The sequence below is a fragment of the Vibrio sp. Y29_XK_CS5 genome (assembly GCF_024181835.1).
Lineage (GTDB): Bacteria > Pseudomonadota > Gammaproteobacteria > Enterobacterales > Vibrionaceae > Vibrio > Vibrio harveyi.
Map to the genome: position 1 here is coordinate 65,705 of NZ_JAMZAM010000008.1, position 17,466 is coordinate 83,170.

The window sequence follows — 17,466 nt, forward strand, 5'->3', positions numbered from 1 at the left end:
CGCTTTCGGCTCAAACTCGTGAGTATCGTGTTTCAAGTATTTTCAGGTATAGTACCTCTTTTATCGATAAACAAATAGGCGGCGTAACCATGTCCTTTAGCGATCAAAACCTGATTTGGGTGGATTTAGAGATGACAGGTCTCGATCCTGAAACGCACAAAATCATCGAAATTGCTTCTATCGTCACGGATAGTGAGTTAAATATTTTAGCTGAAGGTCCAGTTTTAGCCGTTCATCAGCCAGAAGAAGAGTTGGCGAAGATGGATGACTGGTGTACCAATACGCACACTGCAAGTGGTTTGGTTGATCGCGTTCGCAACAGTGACGTCTCTGAACAAGATGCCGTTGCGCAGACCATCGAGTTCCTTGAGAAATGGGTACCAAAAGGCGTTTCTCCAATTTGTGGTAACAGTATTGGTCAGGACCGTCGATTCTTGTACAAGCATATGCCTGAGTTGGAAGAATACTTCCACTACCGTTATTTGGACGTGAGTACGTTAAAAGAACTGACTCGCCGTTGGAAACCAGAAGTGTTAGACGGTTTTTCGAAGCAGGGCACGCATCTGGCATTGGATGATATCCGTGAGTCGATTGCTGAGCTAAAGTACTACCGCGAAACGATCTTTAAGATCTAACTGTTAAGGCTGCGATCCAAATTGTTGTAATTAATGAGCGTTTTGCTTGCTTTTTCACCTGTCAGTAAAAAAATAAAGTTTTTTTGAACGAAGGACTTGCATCACAAAAAAATGCTCTTATAATTCGCAGCCCTGAACAGCGGAAACGTTGTTGATGCGACACTAGCTCAGTTGGTAGAGCGCAACCTTGCCAAGGTTGAGGTCACGAGTTCGAACCTCGTGTGTCGCTCCACTTTTCTTAAGTGGAAAGAAAGGCTTTCATCATGCCTTAAATGGTGAACTATGGACGCGGGATGGAGCAGCTTGGTAGCTCGTCGGGCTCATAACCCGAAGGTCGTCGGTTCAAATCCGGCTCCCGCAACCAATTCTCTTTTGAGAATATGCGACACTAGCTCAGTTGGTAGAGCGCAACCTTGCCAAGGTTGAGGTCACGAGTTCGAACCTCGTGTGTCGCTCCAATTTTATAGCTCTCATTGTGCTTAACAATGAAATACGGACGCGGGGTGGAGCAGCTTGGTAGCTCGTCGGGCTCATAACCCGAAGGTCGTCGGTTCAAATCCGGCCCCCGCAACCAATTCTCTTCTGAGAATATGCGACACTAGCTCAGTTGGTAGAGCGCAACCTTGCCAAGGTTGAGGTCACGAGTTCGAACCTCGTGTGTCGCTCCAATTTGATAGCCTTCATTGTGCTTAACAATGACATTGCGACACTAGCTCAGTTGGTAGAGCGCAACCTTGCCAAGGTTGAGGTCACGAGTTCGAACCTCGTGTGTCGCTCCAATTTGATAGCCCTCATTGTGCTTAACAGTGACATTGCGACACTAGCTCAGTTGGTAGAGCGCAACCTTGCCAAGGTTGAGGTCACGAGTTCGAACCTCGTGTGTCGCTCCAGCTTTATAGCTTTCATTGTGCTTAACAATGAATTGCGACACTCGCTCGTTTATAGAGTAAAAACTTGTCAAGGTTGAGGTCACGCCTTTCTGTTATAGATAGGGCAACCTCGTGTGTCGCTCCAATTCTTATTACTGCAAAAGCAGTGATACATGGACGCGGGATGGAGCAGCTTGGTAGCTCGTCGGGCTCATAACCCGAAGGTCGTCGGTTCAAATCCGGCTCCCGCAACCAATTCACATCGCTCTTTTCATAATGCTGCGAAGCATGAACCCCTGAAAAACAATATTTAATCCGCATCACTCGATGTCGGACGATTTCGTTTGTGTTTTAAACATGAGACGACTTGTCTGAACAGCGAATAATCTGGTGTTCGGGTCCCTTTCTGCTCTTTAATTAACAGAGTTATCCACATATGTCATTCTGTGGATAAGTTGGTTGATAAAGTGTTCTCAGCTTCAATTTGAAGGACTGTAAAGAAAGATCTTTTCTTTGTGAGGGCACAATAAAAGTTTTCTGTAACTGCGTAACTGCTTGTTTTATATAGTAAAACTTGCTTTTATTGCGGATCGGATGCGTTAAATTAGGATCATTAATTTGTGTTTTTTTGATCCTAGTCATTTCTTCAGGTTGTGTTTAACTTTTTTATCTTCCCTGAATTCCTTCGACTCTATAATTTTTTTCCACATTACAGAATTGAGAACAAGGTCATGAATTGATCGTGCAAAAAGAGTTTTCAATCTCTTGCATATGAGCTACGCATTATGCGTCTCTTGGAAGTCCTTTTTCTACGATTCTGATTAAACGCTTTTTCTTGGTCTCAATAGAATCCGATTCATTTGCTGGAAGTTGGTTGAATTGTTGTGCAAGAGCCCATTCAATGTGTTCATCGAGCAGTTCACTTTCACCGCGTCTTGCTTCTAGGGCATCAATTGTTCTCTGGCTGTATTCTGCATTGCCAAGTGCGACAGAAATATTACGTAGCCATTGCAGGTGTCCAATTCTACGAATTGCTGACCCTTCCATTTGTTTTAGGAAGGTTGCCTCATCCCAATTGAACATGGTAACGAGATCTGGGTCTTCAAAACTCTCGCGGCGATGAAAATCCTCTTGCTCAGTGATTTCTGCATATCGGTTCCAAGGGCAAACTAATTGGCAATCGTCGCATCCATAGATACGGTTTCCCATCGGTTTGCGGAACTCTTCTGGGATCACACCATCAAACTCAATCGTGAGATATGAGATACAGCGTCTCGCATCCACGACTTTTTCATCGACAATCGCTTGTGTCGGACAAGATGTGATGCAAGCTTTACATTTGTCACATTGATCAACGCTTGGTTCATCAACAGGCAAAGGTAAGTCGATAAGCAGCTCACCAAGGAAAAACCAAGAGCCGCAATCTTTATCCAAAATCAGAGAGTGTTTGCCAGTCCAGCCTAATCCGGCTTTTTGCGCCAATGGACGTTCAAGGATCGGGGCTGAGTCGACAAAAGGGCGATAGCCAAATTGTCCGACTTCTTGCTCAATAAGTTTGCCAAGTTTATTAAGCTGTTTTCTCACCAATTTGTGATAGTCACGCCCGAGCGCGTAACGGCTGATATAAGCGTGGTTTTTGTTTGCCAGATTGGAAGCAAACTTTGCTTCGGGTGGCAAGTAATCCATACGTACGCTAATCACTCGCACGGTTCCCGGCAAAAGTTCATTTGGTCTGGCGCGCATCATGCCGTGACGAGCCATCCAGTCCATTGAACCGTGGTAGCCTTGATCAAGCCATTTTTGCAGAGCCGCTTCATGTTCACTAAGATCAACATCGCAGATACCGACTTTCTGAAAGCCGAGCTCTTTACCCCAAATTTTGATTTGTTGAGCGAGTTGTTCGAAGTTCATGTTTTATCACCGAGATAAAGGGGGGCGGATCTTACCGGATCTTATGAATTGGTGCTACCAGAAAGTCTAGACATAAAGTCGAGAAATAGATTTTGAAACAAAGTCATCAAAAGTTGACGCAGGCATGAGCAATTTTGTTTATGCATTCAATAGAATCAGGTAATTAGGTTTTGCCTTATTGGCTACTTTTTTCGCACATATGACATTTGAAAGCTTGTCTCTCAAAACCAACACAGTTTACTATTCCTGTTCTTTTGATTTTTATATAGTCAACGATCATTAGTTAGAGAAACATCAATGAGCACGAAACAATTTAACCTGAAAGATGAGCATGAAACGGTAGCACTAGGTACCGCGTTGGCTCAACTTTGTTCCCAACAAACCACTATTTATCTGCATGGCGATCTGGGTGCGGGTAAAACAACCTTTAGTCGTGGTTTTGTCCGTGCTCTTGGCCATCAAGGAAACGTAAAAAGCCCGACCTATACTTTGGTTGAACCTTATCAGCTGGATAAGTGGCAAGTTTACCACTTTGATCTATACCGACTGGCAGATCCTGAAGAGTTAGAATTCATGGGGATTCGCGATTACTTCACGGATGATGCGATTTGTTTGGTTGAATGGCCAGAAAAAGGGCAAGGAATGCTGCCACAACCGGATCTTGATGTGGATATTCGCTACCAAGGCGAGCAGCGCGTAGCCGAACTTACGGCAAATAATGAATATGGTGTGCAGTTACTCAGTCGATTGGAGCTATGTTGAGTCTTTCAAAATTTAGAGTAGTGGCGGCATTTGTCGCCACTTTTCTCCTTATCATCCCCAATTTAGCATTTGCTAACGTCGTTAAAAGTTTCCGAGTTTGGCCTTCACCAGATGAGACTCGTGTTGTCATCGATTTAAGCGCGGAAGCTGACTATTCCTATTTCTCTTTATCTGGACCGGATCGCTTAGTCGTGGATATTAAAAACACGTCTATGCAAGCTAAGTTGCCTGTTACGGTAACGGACAGTCCTGTGTTGAAGCGTGTTCGTAAAAGCTCTCCGCCAAACAAAAGCACATACCGTTTGGTTTTTGAGTTGAAGAAGAGCGTCAAAGCTGAACTGTTTACGCTAAAACCAACGCCAGGTGGTCAGTATGGTCATCGTTTGGTGATTGATTTGCCACATGGGGCGAAAACATCAGCGGCGGCGAGTAATACTTCTAAGCCGAGCAAACCGGCAAAACCAAGCAAAGACATGAGTACGGTCCAACGTGCACAAGAGATTCTGATCGTGATCGACCCAGGTCACGGTGGTGAAGATCCTGGTTCAATTGGTCCATCACGTCGAAAGTATGAAAAAGACGCGGTATTGAGCATCTCTCGTAAGCTTTCAGCCCAGCTAAATGCAGTACCTGGCATCAAAACTCGCATGACTCGTACTGGTGACTACTTCGTCAACTTGAATCGCCGTGTTGCGATTGCTCGTGAACATGACGCACACTTATTAATTTCGATTCACGCCGATGCGTTTACCTCTCCTAAACCTCGTGGTGGTTCGGTGTTCGTGTTAAATACTCGTCGTGCCAATACCGAAATTGCACGTTGGGTAGAGAATCACGAGAAACAATCTGAGCTACTTGGTGGCTCTGGAACGGCATTTGTGAGCAATTCAAATGACCGTAACGTCAACCAAACTTTGTTAGATCTTCAGTTCAGCCATTCGCAAAAAGAAGGTTATAAGTTAGCGACAAACATTTTAGGTGAGATGGGCAAAGTTGCTCGCCTGCATAACTCGAAACCAATCAATACTAGCTTGGCAGTTTTGCGTTCTCCGCAGATTCCTTCTGTTTTGGTTGAAACGGGCTTTATCTCGAACCCAACGGAAGAGAAGTTACTATTCCAACGCTCTCACCAAGATAAGCTAGCGCGTGCGATTACTAAAGCTGTCGTACAGTACTTGAAAGATAATCCTCCAGAAGGCACGGTGTTCTCGTCTTCTGCGAAACCTGTTGTTCATACCGTGAAGCGTGGTGAATCGCTTTCTGTGATTGCACAGAAATATGGCTCGTCGACCAAAGCGATCATGAGTGCGAACAAGCTCAAATCAAGCGGTTTAGCCGTCGGTCAGAAGCTGAAAATCCCGGGTACAGGTGCCGTTTCAGTATCCATCCCGAATAAACCTAACACGGTAGAAACTGAGACAATTACGCACACTGTTAAATCTGGCGAGTTCCTCGGTAAGATCGCAAGCCACTACAAAGTGAGGATTGCTGATATCCGCCGTGAAAATAATTTGAAATCAGATACGCTTTGGGTCGGTCAGAAGTTGAAGATCACCGTTGCGGTGAAAGACAAACCAATTCGCAAACACAAGGTTGCTCGTGGAGAATACCTAGGCAAGATTGCGTCGAAATATGGTGTCAGTGTCTCTAGCATTCGCAAAGCGAACAACTTGCGCTCTGATGAGCTTGCCGTCGGGCAGGTACTGATTATTCCAAACAAGTAAGTGAACTGATAACTCATCATGACCATTAAGATTTTGCCAGCACGATTGGCAAACCAAATCGCGGCAGGGGAGGTAGTTGAAAGACCTGCCTCTGTCGTGAAAGAACTGGTAGAAAACAGTCTCGACTCTGGTGCAACCCGTATCGATATTGATATCGAGAAAGGTGGCGCTAAGCTAATTCGTGTGCGCGATAACGGCAAAGGGATTGTGAAAGATGAGTTAGGTTTGGCGCTAAGTCGCCATGCTACGTCTAAGATCCATACATTGGACGATCTCGAAGCCATCATGAGTTTGGGGTTCCGCGGTGAGGCGTTAGCGAGTATTAGCTCGGTGTCGCGCTTGACCATGACTTCTCGTCCAGCCGCACAGGAACAAGCGTGGAGTGCCTATTCTGAAGGGCGTGACATGAAGGTCAAACTCCAACCGACGGCGCATCCAATTGGTACCTCAGTTGAAGTCTTAGACCTGTTCTTTAATACGCCTGCGCGCCGTAAATTCCTCCGCACGGAAAAAACCGAATTTGCTCACATCGATGAGCTGCTAAAGCGTATTGCGTTAAGTCGCTTTGATGTCACTATCAATGTTCGCCACAACGGCAAAATGATTCGCCAATACCGCGCCGCAAAAAATCAGCTTCAAACAGAAAAGCGCATTGCTGCGGTATGTGGTAATGCTTTTGTGCGTAATATGCTGCGCATTGAACTGGAACATCAAGGGCTCAAGCTTCATGGTTGGATTACAACGCCAGAAGGGGCTAGGCAGCAAAGTGATCTACAATATTGCTACGTGAATGGTCGCATGATGCGTGACAAATTGATCAATCACGCGATTCGTCAAAGTTACGAAACCAGCCTCAAACCTGATCAATTCGCGGCGTATGTATTGTTTATTGAGCTCGATCCGCACCAAGTGGATGTTAACGTGCACCCTGCAAAGCATGAAGTGCGTTTCCATCAAGCACGTCTGGTGCATGATTTCATCTATCAAGCGTTGGCAGATGCCCTTGCGCAAAGTTCAGTGATTGATAAGCCACATGTGAATGAATCTGCATTCCACCACGCAGATCCTGTTGAGGTAGCAGAGTCACTTGAGGCAATGACGTCTCTCCCTGAACCAGAAAGTTCGCCAGAGGCAACTAGCACTCCAGAAGTAACTGGTGCTCCAGAGCATATCGCTTCCCCAGTGCCAGAACGCGTGTATCAAGCGATTGATAATACTCCAGCCTATCCGGGGCGCTCAGACTACGAAACGAAACCTCGCGATCGTATGCCAAGCGATTCCTCTGTGCGGGAAGCGCGCGTAGCGGACTCGTTCAAGAGAACAGATTGGATTGAATCAAAACCTGCGCCTAAACCGAGTGCACACAAAGAACAGCGTCATGCTGAGCCAGCACCAAGCAAACAAGAGGTGCGTGCGTATCATGAATTGCTACAGACACCTGATTTTGAACCTCGAAGCGAAACCAGTGCGGCTGCGATCACTAATCAAGCAGAGACAGCTTTAACCCCAGTGATGGCGCTGAGCAAAGCTTTAGCTGTGGTCGATGAGCAGTACGTATTAATGAGCAGCGACAGTGGTGTGGCTTTGGTTGCGTTACCAAGAGCTGAGTTCTATCGAACCAAAGGGCAACTCACACCAAGTGATGGTGCATTAAAAGCGCAACCACTACTGGTACCATTATCGGTGAAATTGGAACCGGAGTTGGTTCAACTTGCGCAGGATTACCAACAAGATTTTGCTCAGTTAGGCATTCAGCTAAAAGCTCGAAATGATAAAGCCTTGATGGTCATGGGCGTACCTTCACCATTGCGTCAACAAAACTTACAAAATTTGATACCAGATCTGTTATCTTACGCGCAAACTCGCGTGACGAGGGAAGTGGCAACGGCTCAGTTATTATCTGAGCTGATAGATTGGCTTGCTTTGCAGGTCACCACAGTTAAGAGCCACTATACTCTTTCCGAAGCCATCCAAATTATTGCGGAACTTGAACAGCTAAGACATGGTCAATTGCCATTAGAAGACACGAAATTTGTGTCTGCTGTTGATTTCTCTGCCACGATTGCCAAATTAAGACCATGACAGACAAACTACCTTTGGCGCTATTTTTAATGGGGCCAACTGCATCAGGTAAAACAGAGCTAGCGATTCGTCTTCGCCAGAAATATCCGGTTGAGATCATCAGCGTGGATTCGGCGTTGATCTACAAAGACATGAACATTGGTACGGCGAAACCTGATGAGCGCGAGCTGAGTCTAGCGCCGCATCGTCTCATCGATATTCTTGACCCGAGCGAATCGTACTCTGCGGCGGACTTCCGTCGTGATGCACTACAAGCAATGGATGACATTGTTGCAGAAGGAAAAATTCCGCTCTTAGTTGGCGGTACAATGTTGTATTACAAAGCGTTACTTGAAGGCTTATCACCTCTTCCTGCTGCAAATCCTGAAATTCGTCAGCAAATTGAGCAAGAGGCATTGACTAAAGGTTGGTCGGTGTTGCACGATGAGCTGAAAGAGATTGATCCTGTATCAGCTGCGAGAATTCATCCAAACGATCCTCAACGTTTATCGAGAGCGTTGGAAGTCTTCCGTATTTCAGGTAAAACTCTTACTGAGTTGACTCAAACTAAAGGTGACAGCTTGCCTTATCGAGTCAAACAGTTTGCAATAGCTCCCAAGGACAGGGCAGAACTTCACCGTCGAATTGAACTGCGTTTCGATAAGATGATGGAAGCGGGTTTTGAAGAGGAAATGAAAGCGTTGTATGCGCGCAAGGATCTTCACCCTGATCTTCCTTCTATCCGTTGCGTTGGCTACAGACAGATGTGGGAGTACTTAGATGGGGACTGCACACGCGACGAAGCCGTTTTTCGTGGCATTTGTGCAACTCGTCAATTGGCCAAGCGTCAAATCACCTGGTTACGCAGCTGGAATGATTTAACTTGGTTGGATAGCGATAACATTGAACAGGCACTTGAAACCATGTCAGAAGCAATAGCATCTGATTGAGATAGCTGTGTATAATGTGATCGTTTTTGCGTGAACGCACTCTCAAAGGATCTGTTATTGGCGGTTTTTATACTATGCTGCTAATTACTTAGGGTGCATTTTTGATTCGTTTAGCTCAGATGCAAAAAGCAGTACCTTTTGCATTGCACCACTAGCTAAATAATTACAACTACAAATTAAATAAGGAAAATAAAATGGCTAAGGGGCAATCTCTACAAGACCCATTCCTAAATGCGCTACGTCGTGAGCGTATCCCGGTATCTATCTACCTTGTGAACGGTATCAAACTGCAAGGTCAGATCGAATCTTTCGATCAATTCGTGATCCTATTGAAGAACACTGTTAACCAAATGGTGTACAAGCACGCAATCTCTACAGTTGTGCCGGCTCGTCCAGTAAGCCACCACAGCGGTGATCGTGCTCAAGGTGATCGTCCACAAGAGAAATCTGAAGATTAATTCTTCATTTAGTATTTTTACAATAAGGAGTTGATTGCTTGTTTGACCGTTATGAATCCGGTGAGCGAGCCGTACTTGTTCATATCAACTTCACGCAAGAAGGTGAATGGGAAGATCTAGCTGAATTCGAAATGCTGGTTTCTTCCGCTGGGGTAGAGACGCTACAAGTTGTGACTGGTAGTCGTCAATCCCCACACCCGAAATACTATGTCGGAGAGGGTAAGGCACAAGAAATTGCTACTGCGGTGCAATTAACTGGTGCTGAAATTGTGATTTTTAATCACTCCCTCTCTCCTGCCCAAGAACGTAACCTCGAAGCACTGTGCAAATGTCGAGTTCTCGACCGCACCGGTCTCATCCTCGATATCTTTGCTCAACGAGCACGAACACACGAAGGTAAGCTACAAGTTGAGCTAGCCCAACTTCGCCATATTTCTACTCGTTTGATTCGCGGTTGGACGCACCTTGAAAGGCAGAAAGGCGGTATCGGTCTACGTGGTCCAGGTGAAACCCAGTTAGAAACCGACCGTCGTTTATTGCGTGACAGAATCAAAGCTATCTTGCGTCGACTTGAAAAAGTGGCCAAGCAGCGTGAACAAGGACGCCGTGCCCGAAACCGAGCTGAAATACCAACCATTTCTCTCGTGGGCTACACCAACGCGGGTAAGTCGACACTCTTCAACCGTATTACAGAAGCTGGCGTTTACGCGGCAGATCAACTGTTTGCTACTCTTGACCCAACTTTACGTAAGATAGAGTTAGCAGATGTAGGACCTGCAATACTTGCAGATACTGTTGGTTTTATCCGACACCTGCCTCACGATTTGGTTGCTGCCTTCAAAGCAACCTTGCAGGAAACGCAAGAAGCTGACATTTTGTTACATGTTGTTGATGCCAGTGACGAGCGTTTTCGTGAGAATATTCAAGCTGTTCATGAAGTCTTAGAAGAGATCGATGCACATGAAGTGCCGACGCTCGTAGTAATGAACAAGATTGACAATCTAGAAGAGCAGAAACCACGTATAGAACGAGATGAGGAAGGCGTGCCTCGCGCGGTCTGGGTTTCTGCAATGGATGGACTAGGCATTGATCTTCTGTTTGACGCGCTGACCGAGCGTTTAGCATCGCAAATGGTTGAGCATCAGTTGCGAATTCCTCCACAGTATCAAGGACGATTCCGTAGTACATTCTTCCAAATGAAGTGTATTCAACGTGAGGAATATGACCAGGAAGGTAACTTGTTGATCGATATTCGAATGCAACAGGTAGATTGGTCTAGACTTGAAAAAAGAGAAGGGGCAGTTTTAGTCGACTTTATAGTCACTTAAAGGACTGCTACAGTATAACGTCATATCAAATGATGGAGCTTTCTAATGGCGTGGAATGAGCCTGGAAATAACAACGGCAACAATGGCCGCGATAATGACCCTTGGGGTAATAATAATCGTGGTGGCCAGCGTCCTGGTGGCCGAGATCAAGGTCCGCCAGATTTAGATGAAGTGTTCAGCAAACTGAGTCAAAAGCTGGGTGGCAAGTTTGGTAAAAAAGGCGGCGGTGGTTCTTCTATCGGCGGTGGCGGTGGTGCAATTGGCTTCGGCGTAATTGCGGTTATTGCTATTGCGGTGTGGTTCTTCGCTGGTTTTTACACCATCGGTGAAGCAGAACGTGGTGTTGTGCTGCGTTTAGGTAAATACGACCGTATCGTAGACCCAGGTCTGAACTGGCGTCCTCGTTTTATCGACGAATACGAAGCGGTTAACGTGCAAGCGATTCGTTCGCTACGTGCATCTGGTCTAATGCTGACAAAAGATGAAAACGTAGTAACAGTAGCAATGGACGTTCAATACCGTGTTGCTGACCCATACAAATATCTATACCGCGTAACCAATGCAGACGACAGCTTGCGTCAAGCAACAGATTCGGCGCTACGTGCGGTAATTGGTGATTCACTGATGGATAGCATCCTAACAAGTGGTCGTCAGCAAATCCGTCAAACGACACAAGAAACGCTAAATCAAATCATCGATAGCTATGATATGGGTATCGTGATTGTTGATGTGAACTTCCAGTCTGCGCGTCCGCCAGAGCAAGTTAAAGATGCGTTTGATGATGCAATCGCTGCGCGTGAGGATGAAGAGCGTTTCATCCGTGAAGCAGAAGCTTACAAGAACGAAATCTTGCCGAAAGCAACAGGTCGCGCAGAGCGTTTGAAGAAAGAAGCGCAAGGTTACAACGAGCGTGTAACCAACGAAGCTCTTGGTCAAGTAGCTCAGTTTGAAAAACTACTGCCTGAATACCAAGCGGCACCTGGTGTAACTCGTGACCGTCTGTACCTAGACGCGATGGAAGAGGTTTACTCAAGCACATCGAAAGTGTTGATTGACTCTGAATCTAGCGGCAACCTTCTTTACCTTCCAATCGATAAACTGGCTGGTCAAGATGGTCAAACAGACACTAAACGTAAATCGAAATCGACTTCAACGTACGATCACATCCAATTGGAATCTGAGCGTTCGCAAGAAGACACTTCGAACACGCAGTCTCGTTCAACTGGTACACGTCAAGGGAGATACTAAGAATGCGTAAGTTAATGATCCCTGTACTGGTCATCGCACTGGCATTGATGCTGATGTCACTGTTTGTGATTCCTGAAGGCGACCGCGGTATTGTGGTTCGATTTGGTCGTGTCTTGAAAGACAACAACGACGTTACTCGTATTTACGAGCCGGGCCTGCATTTCAAAATGCCTTTGTTTGACCGCGTGAAAACACTAGATGCGCGTATCCAAACAATGGATGGTCGTGCTGACCGTTTTGTAACGTCTGAGAAAAAAGACGTAATCATCGATACCTACGTGAAGTGGCGTATTGAGGATTTCGGTCGTTACTACCTAGCAACTGGCGGTGGTAACACGCTGACTGCTGAAGCGCTTCTTGAGCGTAAAGTAACAGACGTTCTACGTGCAGAAATCGGTTCTCGTGAAATCAAGCAAATCGTATCTGGTCCACGTAATAACGACGTACTTCCAGAAGACGCAAGCAGTGATGAAGTGAGCACTGAGGCGGCTCGTGAAGCATTAGAAATCGATGGCGAACGTGACCTAATCATGTCTGAAGTGTTGAAAGACACGCGTGACAGCGCAATGAAAGACTTGGGTGTTCGTATCGTCGACTTCCGTATGAAGAAGATCAACCTACCAGATGAGATCAGTGAATCTATCTACCGTCGTATGCGCGCAGAGCGTGAGTCGGTAGCTCGTAAACACCGTTCTCAAGGTCGTGAGAAAGCAGAAGTAATCCGCGCACAAGCTGAGCTTGAAGTAGCGACGATTCTTGCTGAAGCAGACAAAACAGCTCGTGTAACACGAGGTGAAGCGGATGCAGAAGCAGCGAAGATCTACGCAGATGCGTACAACAAAGATCCTGAGTTCTTCAGCTTCCTACGTTCTCTAAAGGCTTACGAGAAATCGTTCAGCTCTAAGAGTGACATCCTTGTTCTGGATCCGAAGAGTGAATTCTTCCAATACATGAACAACGCGAAAGGCACAGAAGCGAAATAACCTAAGCGTTACCGCAAATTGAAAAGGCTCCGTTATGGAGCCTTTTTTTGTATCTTTTGTTTCTAACGGTATCTGCTAGACAAATTCAAGATAGAGTCAGAAGCGTGATTAACTCATCATGATAGCGATGACAGCCCCTGCTACCACTAAGCAACCACCAATGCGACGTAATTGGTTATCTGGCTGCTCACTCAACTGAGCCACCATGTTGCGCCAGCCATTTGGGGCGACCAATGGTCCAATACCTTCAACAATCAATACTAGCCCTATCGCTAGCCAAATAGACTCAGACATCATGATTCCTAGTTGAATTCTGAAAAGTAAATATTATCAGCGATGTAGTGATTTCGAAATGAGCTGGGGTGGCGAGTTTGCATTCTAGTATCAACTCTGTGAACAAAAAATGACTGCAAGAAGAGTGATTCGGTGCTAGAATCCATTTTTAACTAGCAATCAGACTTGGAAAGATGGGAAATAACGTAGTCGTTCTAGGCACCCAATGGGGTGACGAAGGTAAAGGTAAAATCGTAGACCTTTTAACTGAAGATGCAAAATACGTGGTACGCTACCAAGGCGGTCACAACGCAGGTCACACACTTGTAATTGACGGTGAAAAAACCGTTCTTCACTTAATTCCATCAGGTATCCTTCGCGATAACGTAAAATGCGTTATCGGTAACGGTGTTGTACTATCGCCTGAAGCTCTAATTAAAGAAATGAAACCTCTTGAAGAGCGCGGCATTCCAGTACGCGAACGTCTTTTCATTTCTGAAGCATGTCCTCTAATTCTTCCTTACCACGTTGCAATGGACCAAGCTCGCGAAATCGCTCGCGGTAAAAAAGCTATCGGTACAACGGGTCGTGGTATCGGTCCAGCATACGAAGATAAAGTTGCTCGTCGCGGTCTACGCGTTGGCGACCTATTCGATATGGCTACTTTTGCAGAGAAACTAAAAGAAGTAATGGAATTCCATAACTTCCAACTAGTTAACTTCTACAAAGCTGAGCCAGTAAGCTACGAAGAAGTACTTGAGCAAGCGAAAGGCTACGCTGAACTACTAACTTCAATGGTTATCGACGTAACTGACGAACTAGACGCAGCACGTAAGCGCGGCGACAAGATCATGTTCGAAGGTGCACAAGGTACTCTACTTGACATCGACCACGGTACTTACCCGTACGTAACTTCTTCTAACACGACTGCTGGTGGTGTTGCTGCAGGTTCTGGTTTCGGTCCTCGTCACATCGGTTACATCCTTGGTATTGCGAAAGCTTACTGTACTCGCGTTGGTGCAGGTCCATTCCCGACTGAGCTATACGACGGTCTAGACAAGCAAGATCCAGTAGGTAAACACCTAGGTGAAGTTGGTCATGAGTTCGGTGCGACAACAGGTCGTTTACGCCGTACTGGTTGGTTCGATGCTGTTGCTATGCGTCGTGCAATCCAAATCAACTCTGTATCTGGTTTCTGTCTAACTAAACTAGACGTACTAGATGGTCTAGAAGAGCTAAAAATCTGTACTGGTTACAAGATGGAAGATGGCTCTACGCTAGAAGTTTCTCCGATGGCTGCTGAAGCATTCGAAAAAGCAACGCCTATCTACGAAACAATGCCAGGTTGGTCTGAGAACACATTCGGTGCGAAATCAATCGAAGAGCTACCACAAGCTGCTCTAGATTACATCAAGCGTATCGAAGAGCTAACTGGCGTGCCAGTAGACATCATCTCTACAGGTCCTGACCGTAACGAAACTATCATTAAGGTTCACCCATTCGAAGCTTAATCGATACTCGTTAGAGATTATAAAAACCGGCTTTTATAGCCGGTTTTTTTGTATCTGTGAGTTGGGTTCACTGCCGAAAAATGCGACTCGCCGTGGCAAATATTTGCCGTTAAGCTTAAGTAGGAGGCAAAAATTGCCTAAAGCTTAACTGACCTTTGCCGATAAGGTTATCAAGCAGAGGAGATCCTTGGCTGATCTTTGGTTTCTTAGATACCTTAAAGAGTACATTTATGAAGTTACGAACAGTGGCTGCTTCACTGTTATTGATGCTGAGTGCGACATCGGCTTGGGCAGATGTTGCCGATGTAGGGGCGCCTGTCCCCATCTACACCGAAGCAGAGCTTATTAAGCTTATTGAGCAGAATAAGCACTTAGAACGCGTGCGCGCTGATAACTGCCAGCTAGTGGAAGATATCGTGGCACGTGCGACGCGCATTAACTTGCCGTCTTATGAATTCCTTTATGGCGATATGTTGGCGTGGGGCGTATGTGTAGAGCAAGACGTAGAGCTCGGTCTGTACTACATGGAAAACGCAGCCCACCAAGGCTTGCCAGCTGCACTAGAGCAGCTAGGTCGCTATTACTCTCGCGGTACTTTAGTCCAACAAGATAAAGAACGTGCAATCCCATACCTGCGAGAAGCGGCGGCAATGGGCAACTTAAATGCGCGTATTCATCTTGCTGAGCTATTGCTGCGTGATTACGGTAGCCCTTTGGATTACGAAGATGCCTACCGTTGGCTTTATAATTCGGTGACTGCCGATCAAAGAAAGCACAAACGTATTGCGATGCTGAGAAACGGCCTTGAGCAACGCATGCCACAAAACATTATTGCGCGCGCTAAGCGCCGCGACACCTTCTGGTAGGTGTACTTTTAAAACACCAGTAACTTCATAAAGCTCTGCCAATACATACAACAAAGCCCACATCATGTGGGCTTTGTTGTTTTTCCCGAAGCGTAATTGCAGGCGATTAAACGACTTTGTGTGGACCAAAGCACTCGTAATGGAACTGCTCTTGCGCTACGCCAAGCTCAAGCAATTGTTTCGCGACGTGCTGCATAAAGCCAACAGGACCACAGAAGTAGACTTGTACGTTGTCTTGCTTAAGGGCTGCTTCAATTTCAGTTAAGTTGACGAAACCGGTGAAGTGGAAGTCTTCACCAATCTTGTCTTCTGCTGTTGGTTGGTTGTACCAAATCAACGAGTTCATGTTCTCTTTAGCATTTACGAGCTGGTTTACGTGCTGTTTGAATGCGTGTTGTTGACCGTTTTCTGTAGCATGTACCCATGTGACTGGTGCTTGGTGCTCAGAAAGGCTCTCAAGCATTGATAGAGTCGGAGTTAGACCAACGCCCGCTGATACCAAAACAACCGGTGTAGCCGCGTCCACATCCATAAAGAAATCACCCGCAGGTGCTGCAAGTTGCACCTTATCGCCGATGCTCAACTCATCGTGAAGGAAGTTCGATACTTTACCGCCTTCTTCACGTTTTACCGAGATACGGTAAGTGTTCTCTTGAACCGCAGAGGATAGGCTGTATTGGCGAATCTCTTGGTTTTCGAACTTATCACTGTTGATGTAGATACCTAGGTATTGACCAGGTTTGTACTCAGAAACCACTTCACCATCGGTTGGTTTGAAAACAAAGCTACAGATGTTTTCGCTCTCAAGCTGTTTGCCCACTAACTCAAATTCACGCAGGCCACGCCAGCCACCTTGCAGTGCTGCATTCTCTTGGTAGATTTGCTCTTCACGCTGAATAAATACATTGGCCAGCACGCCATAAGCTTCTGCCCATGCATCAATCACTTCCTGACCCGGAGAGAACAACTCGTCGATCGTCGCAAGTAGATGTGTACCAACGATTTGGTACTGATCTTTGGTGATCATAAAACTGGTGTGTTTATGGGCGATTTTTTCTACTGCACCAAGCAGTGCTGGTAGGTTATCGATGTTGGTTGCGTAAGCGCAGATTGCATTAAATAGAGCTTCACGTTGGTCACCATTACGCTGATTACTCATGTTGAAAATGTCTTTCAACTCAGGGTTATGGGTGAACATACGATCGTAAAAGTGTGCCGTTAACTTCGGACCGGTTTCAGCAAGAAGTGGTGCGGTTGCTTTCACGATATCAATGGTTTGGTTGCTGAGCATAATGGCTTCCTATTTAAAGTTGTATTTGTAATGCATGTTTAAAGTTGTATCTCAAATGTATCTTTCGATCAAGAAAAGAATTACAATTTTGCTACTACAGAGGATAGCAACATGCAGTTAACTAGCTTTACCGATTATGCGCTCAGAACCTTGATTTACTTGGCTTCATTGCCAAAAGATGAGCTGACAAATATTACCGAAGTGACTGATTTATTTGGTGTATCACGTAACCATATGGTGAAAGTGATTAACCGTCTTGGTCAGCTTGGTTATGTGCATACGGTGCGCGGTAAAAATGGTGGTATTCGTTTGATGAAAGCGCCGCAAGAAATCACTGTCGGTGGTGTGGTGCGTGATTTAGAGCCATTAGATTTGGTGAATTGTTCTGTGGAATTTTGCCATATCACGCCGGCATGTCGTCTAAAAGAAAAGCTAGCGAAAGCGAAAATGGCGTTTTTGGCTGAATTAGATGGCTGCACGATTGAAGAGCTATTAAGTGATAATTCTGAACTGCTGATCTTACTTACCCGTCCTTAGCCTTTTTAACGTTCTATAAATCTTCTCACTGACACTCTTTTTTAAAGCAATTTCTGTAG

Annotated in this window: 15 protein-coding genes and 8 tRNA genes; 20 read left to right on the forward strand and 3 right to left on the reverse strand. The window is 45.7% G+C overall.

Annotation, left to right across the window (positions count from 1 at the left end; translation table 11 throughout):
• Positions 1-89: 89 nt before the first annotated feature.
• The 9 genes from orn (at position 90) to NL647_RS24085 (ending at position 1,759) form a co-directional block, all read left to right on the forward strand.
• Positions 90-635, forward strand: a complete 546-nt coding sequence (gene orn / locus NL647_RS24045; RefSeq protein WP_005448335.1) for an oligoribonuclease — start codon at positions 90-92, stop codon at positions 633-635.
• Between the two features lie 156 nt (positions 636-791).
• A tRNA-Gly gene (locus NL647_RS24050) sits at positions 792-867 on the forward strand.
• Positions 868-922: 55 nt separating this feature from the next.
• Positions 923-999: transfer RNA gene (locus NL647_RS24055), tRNA-Met, on the forward strand.
• Positions 1,000-1,017: 18 nt separating this feature from the next.
• Positions 1,018-1,093: transfer RNA gene (locus tag NL647_RS24060), tRNA-Gly, on the forward strand.
• Between the two features lie 39 nt (positions 1,094-1,132).
• Positions 1,133-1,209 (forward strand) — tRNA-Met (locus NL647_RS24065).
• An 18-nt stretch (positions 1,210-1,227) separates the two neighbouring features.
• Positions 1,228-1,303 (forward strand) — tRNA-Gly (locus NL647_RS24070).
• 35 nt (positions 1,304-1,338) lie between these two features.
• A tRNA-Gly gene (locus NL647_RS24075) sits at positions 1,339-1,414 on the forward strand.
• Positions 1,415-1,449: 35 nt separating this feature from the next.
• A tRNA-Gly gene (locus tag NL647_RS24080) sits at positions 1,450-1,525 on the forward strand.
• A 157-nt stretch (positions 1,526-1,682) separates the two neighbouring features.
• Positions 1,683-1,759 (forward strand) — tRNA-Met (locus NL647_RS24085).
• 528 nt (positions 1,760-2,287) lie between these two features.
• On the opposite strand, the gene queG is transcribed toward NL647_RS24085, so the two are convergent.
• The gene (gene queG / locus NL647_RS24090; protein ID WP_005451394.1) at positions 2,288-3,415 is read right to left on the reverse strand and encodes a tRNA epoxyqueuosine(34) reductase QueG; all 1,128 of its coding nucleotides are present in this window, start codon (positions 3,413-3,415) and stop codon (positions 2,288-2,290) included.
• Between the two features lie 297 nt (positions 3,416-3,712).
• Here queG and tsaE point away from each other — a divergent pair, with 297 nt between their 5' ends.
• From tsaE to hflC, 8 genes are all read left to right on the forward strand, one after another.
• Positions 3,713-4,177: a tRNA (adenosine(37)-N6)-threonylcarbamoyltransferase complex ATPase subunit type 1 TsaE gene (tsaE, locus tag NL647_RS24095; protein ID WP_005438321.1), complete on the forward strand. Its 465-nt coding sequence runs from the start codon at positions 3,713-3,715 to the stop codon at positions 4,175-4,177.
• Positions 4,171-5,901 (forward strand): LysM peptidoglycan-binding domain-containing protein, encoded by a 1,731-nt coding sequence (locus NL647_RS24100; protein WP_005451397.1) that lies wholly within the window; start codon positions 4,171-4,173, stop codon positions 5,899-5,901. The genes tsaE and NL647_RS24100 overlap by 7 nt, the downstream gene beginning before the upstream one ends.
• An 18-nt stretch (positions 5,902-5,919) precedes the next feature.
• Entirely contained in the window at positions 5,920-7,983 is a 2,064-nt protein-coding gene (gene mutL / locus NL647_RS24105) for a DNA mismatch repair endonuclease MutL (protein WP_253650741.1), read from the forward strand.
• Positions 7,980-8,912 carry a tRNA (adenosine(37)-N6)-dimethylallyltransferase MiaA gene (miaA, locus tag NL647_RS24110; RefSeq protein ID WP_005451402.1) on the forward strand — a complete coding sequence of 311 codons (933 nt, stop codon included), beginning with the start codon at positions 7,980-7,982 and terminating at the stop codon, positions 8,910-8,912. Before mutL ends, miaA begins: the two co-directional genes overlap by 4 nt.
• A gap of 194 nt (positions 8,913-9,106) precedes the next feature.
• A complete protein-coding gene (gene hfq / locus NL647_RS24115; RefSeq protein ID WP_005451405.1) occupies positions 9,107-9,370 on the forward strand; it encodes an RNA chaperone Hfq in 264 nt (87 codons plus the stop codon).
• A 38-nt stretch (positions 9,371-9,408) separates the two neighbouring features.
• Entirely contained in the window at positions 9,409-10,698 is a 1,290-nt protein-coding gene (gene hflX, locus NL647_RS24120; protein ID WP_005451407.1) for a ribosome rescue GTPase HflX, read from the forward strand.
• Between the two features lie 45 nt (positions 10,699-10,743).
• Positions 10,744-11,946: an FtsH protease activity modulator HflK gene (gene hflK / locus NL647_RS24125; protein ID WP_005451415.1), complete on the forward strand. Its 1,203-nt coding sequence runs from the start codon at positions 10,744-10,746 to the stop codon at positions 11,944-11,946.
• Positions 11,947-11,948: 2 nt separating this feature from the next.
• Complete coding sequence (hflC, locus tag NL647_RS24130; protein WP_253650742.1) at positions 11,949-12,929, forward strand: protease modulator HflC; 981 nt, start codon at positions 11,949-11,951, stop codon at positions 12,927-12,929.
• A 108-nt stretch (positions 12,930-13,037) separates the two neighbouring features.
• Here the strand turns inward: hflC and NL647_RS24135 are convergent, their stop codons facing one another.
• Complete coding sequence (locus NL647_RS24135; RefSeq protein WP_005451416.1) at positions 13,038-13,223, reverse strand: DUF2065 domain-containing protein; 186 nt, start codon at positions 13,221-13,223, stop codon at positions 13,038-13,040.
• 173 nt (positions 13,224-13,396) lie between these two features.
• Between NL647_RS24135 and NL647_RS24140 the strand changes: the two genes are divergently transcribed.
• Entirely contained in the window at positions 13,397-14,713 is a 1,317-nt protein-coding gene (locus NL647_RS24140; RefSeq protein ID WP_005451418.1) for an adenylosuccinate synthase, read from the forward strand.
• 230 nt (positions 14,714-14,943) lie between these two features.
• On the forward strand, positions 14,944-15,579 hold the full coding sequence (locus NL647_RS24145; RefSeq protein ID WP_005451422.1) for a tetratricopeptide repeat protein: 636 nt from the start codon (positions 14,944-14,946) through the stop codon (positions 15,577-15,579).
• 106 nt (positions 15,580-15,685) lie between these two features.
• On the opposite strand, the gene hmpA is transcribed toward NL647_RS24145, so the two are convergent.
• Positions 15,686-16,870 (reverse strand): NO-inducible flavohemoprotein, encoded by a 1,185-nt coding sequence (gene hmpA, locus NL647_RS24150; protein WP_005451424.1) that lies wholly within the window; start codon positions 16,868-16,870, stop codon positions 15,686-15,688.
• Positions 16,871-16,981: 111 nt separating this feature from the next.
• Here hmpA and nsrR point away from each other — a divergent pair, with 111 nt between their 5' ends.
• Entirely contained in the window at positions 16,982-17,407 is a 426-nt protein-coding gene (gene nsrR, locus NL647_RS24155; protein WP_005451426.1) for a nitric oxide-sensing transcriptional repressor NsrR, read from the forward strand.
• The last annotated feature ends 59 nt before the right edge of the window (positions 17,408-17,466 follow it).

What these genes read in the sequence shown, in the direction of transcription:
- orn (WP_005448335.1), top strand. Translation starts at nt 90, where the DNA reads ATGTCCTTTAGCGATCAAAACCTGATTTGGGTGGATTTAGAGATGACA.
- queG (WP_005451394.1), bottom strand. Translation starts at nt 3,415, where the DNA reads ATGAACTTCGAACAACTCGCTCAACAAATCAAAATTTGGGGTAAAGAG.
- tsaE (WP_005438321.1), top strand. Translation starts at nt 3,713, where the DNA reads ATGAGCACGAAACAATTTAACCTGAAAGATGAGCATGAAACGGTAGCA.
- NL647_RS24100 (WP_005451397.1), top strand. Translation starts at nt 4,171, where the DNA reads ATGTTGAGTCTTTCAAAATTTAGAGTAGTGGCGGCATTTGTCGCCACT.
- mutL (WP_253650741.1), top strand. Translation starts at nt 5,920, where the DNA reads ATGACCATTAAGATTTTGCCAGCACGATTGGCAAACCAAATCGCGGCA.
- miaA (WP_005451402.1), top strand. Translation starts at nt 7,980, where the DNA reads ATGACAGACAAACTACCTTTGGCGCTATTTTTAATGGGGCCAACTGCA.
- hfq (WP_005451405.1), top strand. Translation starts at nt 9,107, where the DNA reads ATGGCTAAGGGGCAATCTCTACAAGACCCATTCCTAAATGCGCTACGT.
- hflK (WP_005451415.1), top strand. Translation starts at nt 10,744, where the DNA reads ATGGCGTGGAATGAGCCTGGAAATAACAACGGCAACAATGGCCGCGAT.
- hflC (WP_253650742.1), top strand. Translation starts at nt 11,949, where the DNA reads ATGCGTAAGTTAATGATCCCTGTACTGGTCATCGCACTGGCATTGATG.
- NL647_RS24135 (WP_005451416.1), bottom strand. Translation starts at nt 13,223, where the DNA reads ATGTCTGAGTCTATTTGGCTAGCGATAGGGCTAGTATTGATTGTTGAA.
- NL647_RS24140 (WP_005451418.1), top strand. Translation starts at nt 13,397, where the DNA reads ATGGGAAATAACGTAGTCGTTCTAGGCACCCAATGGGGTGACGAAGGT.
- NL647_RS24145 (WP_005451422.1), top strand. Translation starts at nt 14,944, where the DNA reads ATGAAGTTACGAACAGTGGCTGCTTCACTGTTATTGATGCTGAGTGCG.
- hmpA (WP_005451424.1), bottom strand. Translation starts at nt 16,870, where the DNA reads ATGCTCAGCAACCAAACCATTGATATCGTGAAAGCAACCGCACCACTT.
- nsrR (WP_005451426.1), top strand. Translation starts at nt 16,982, where the DNA reads ATGCAGTTAACTAGCTTTACCGATTATGCGCTCAGAACCTTGATTTAC.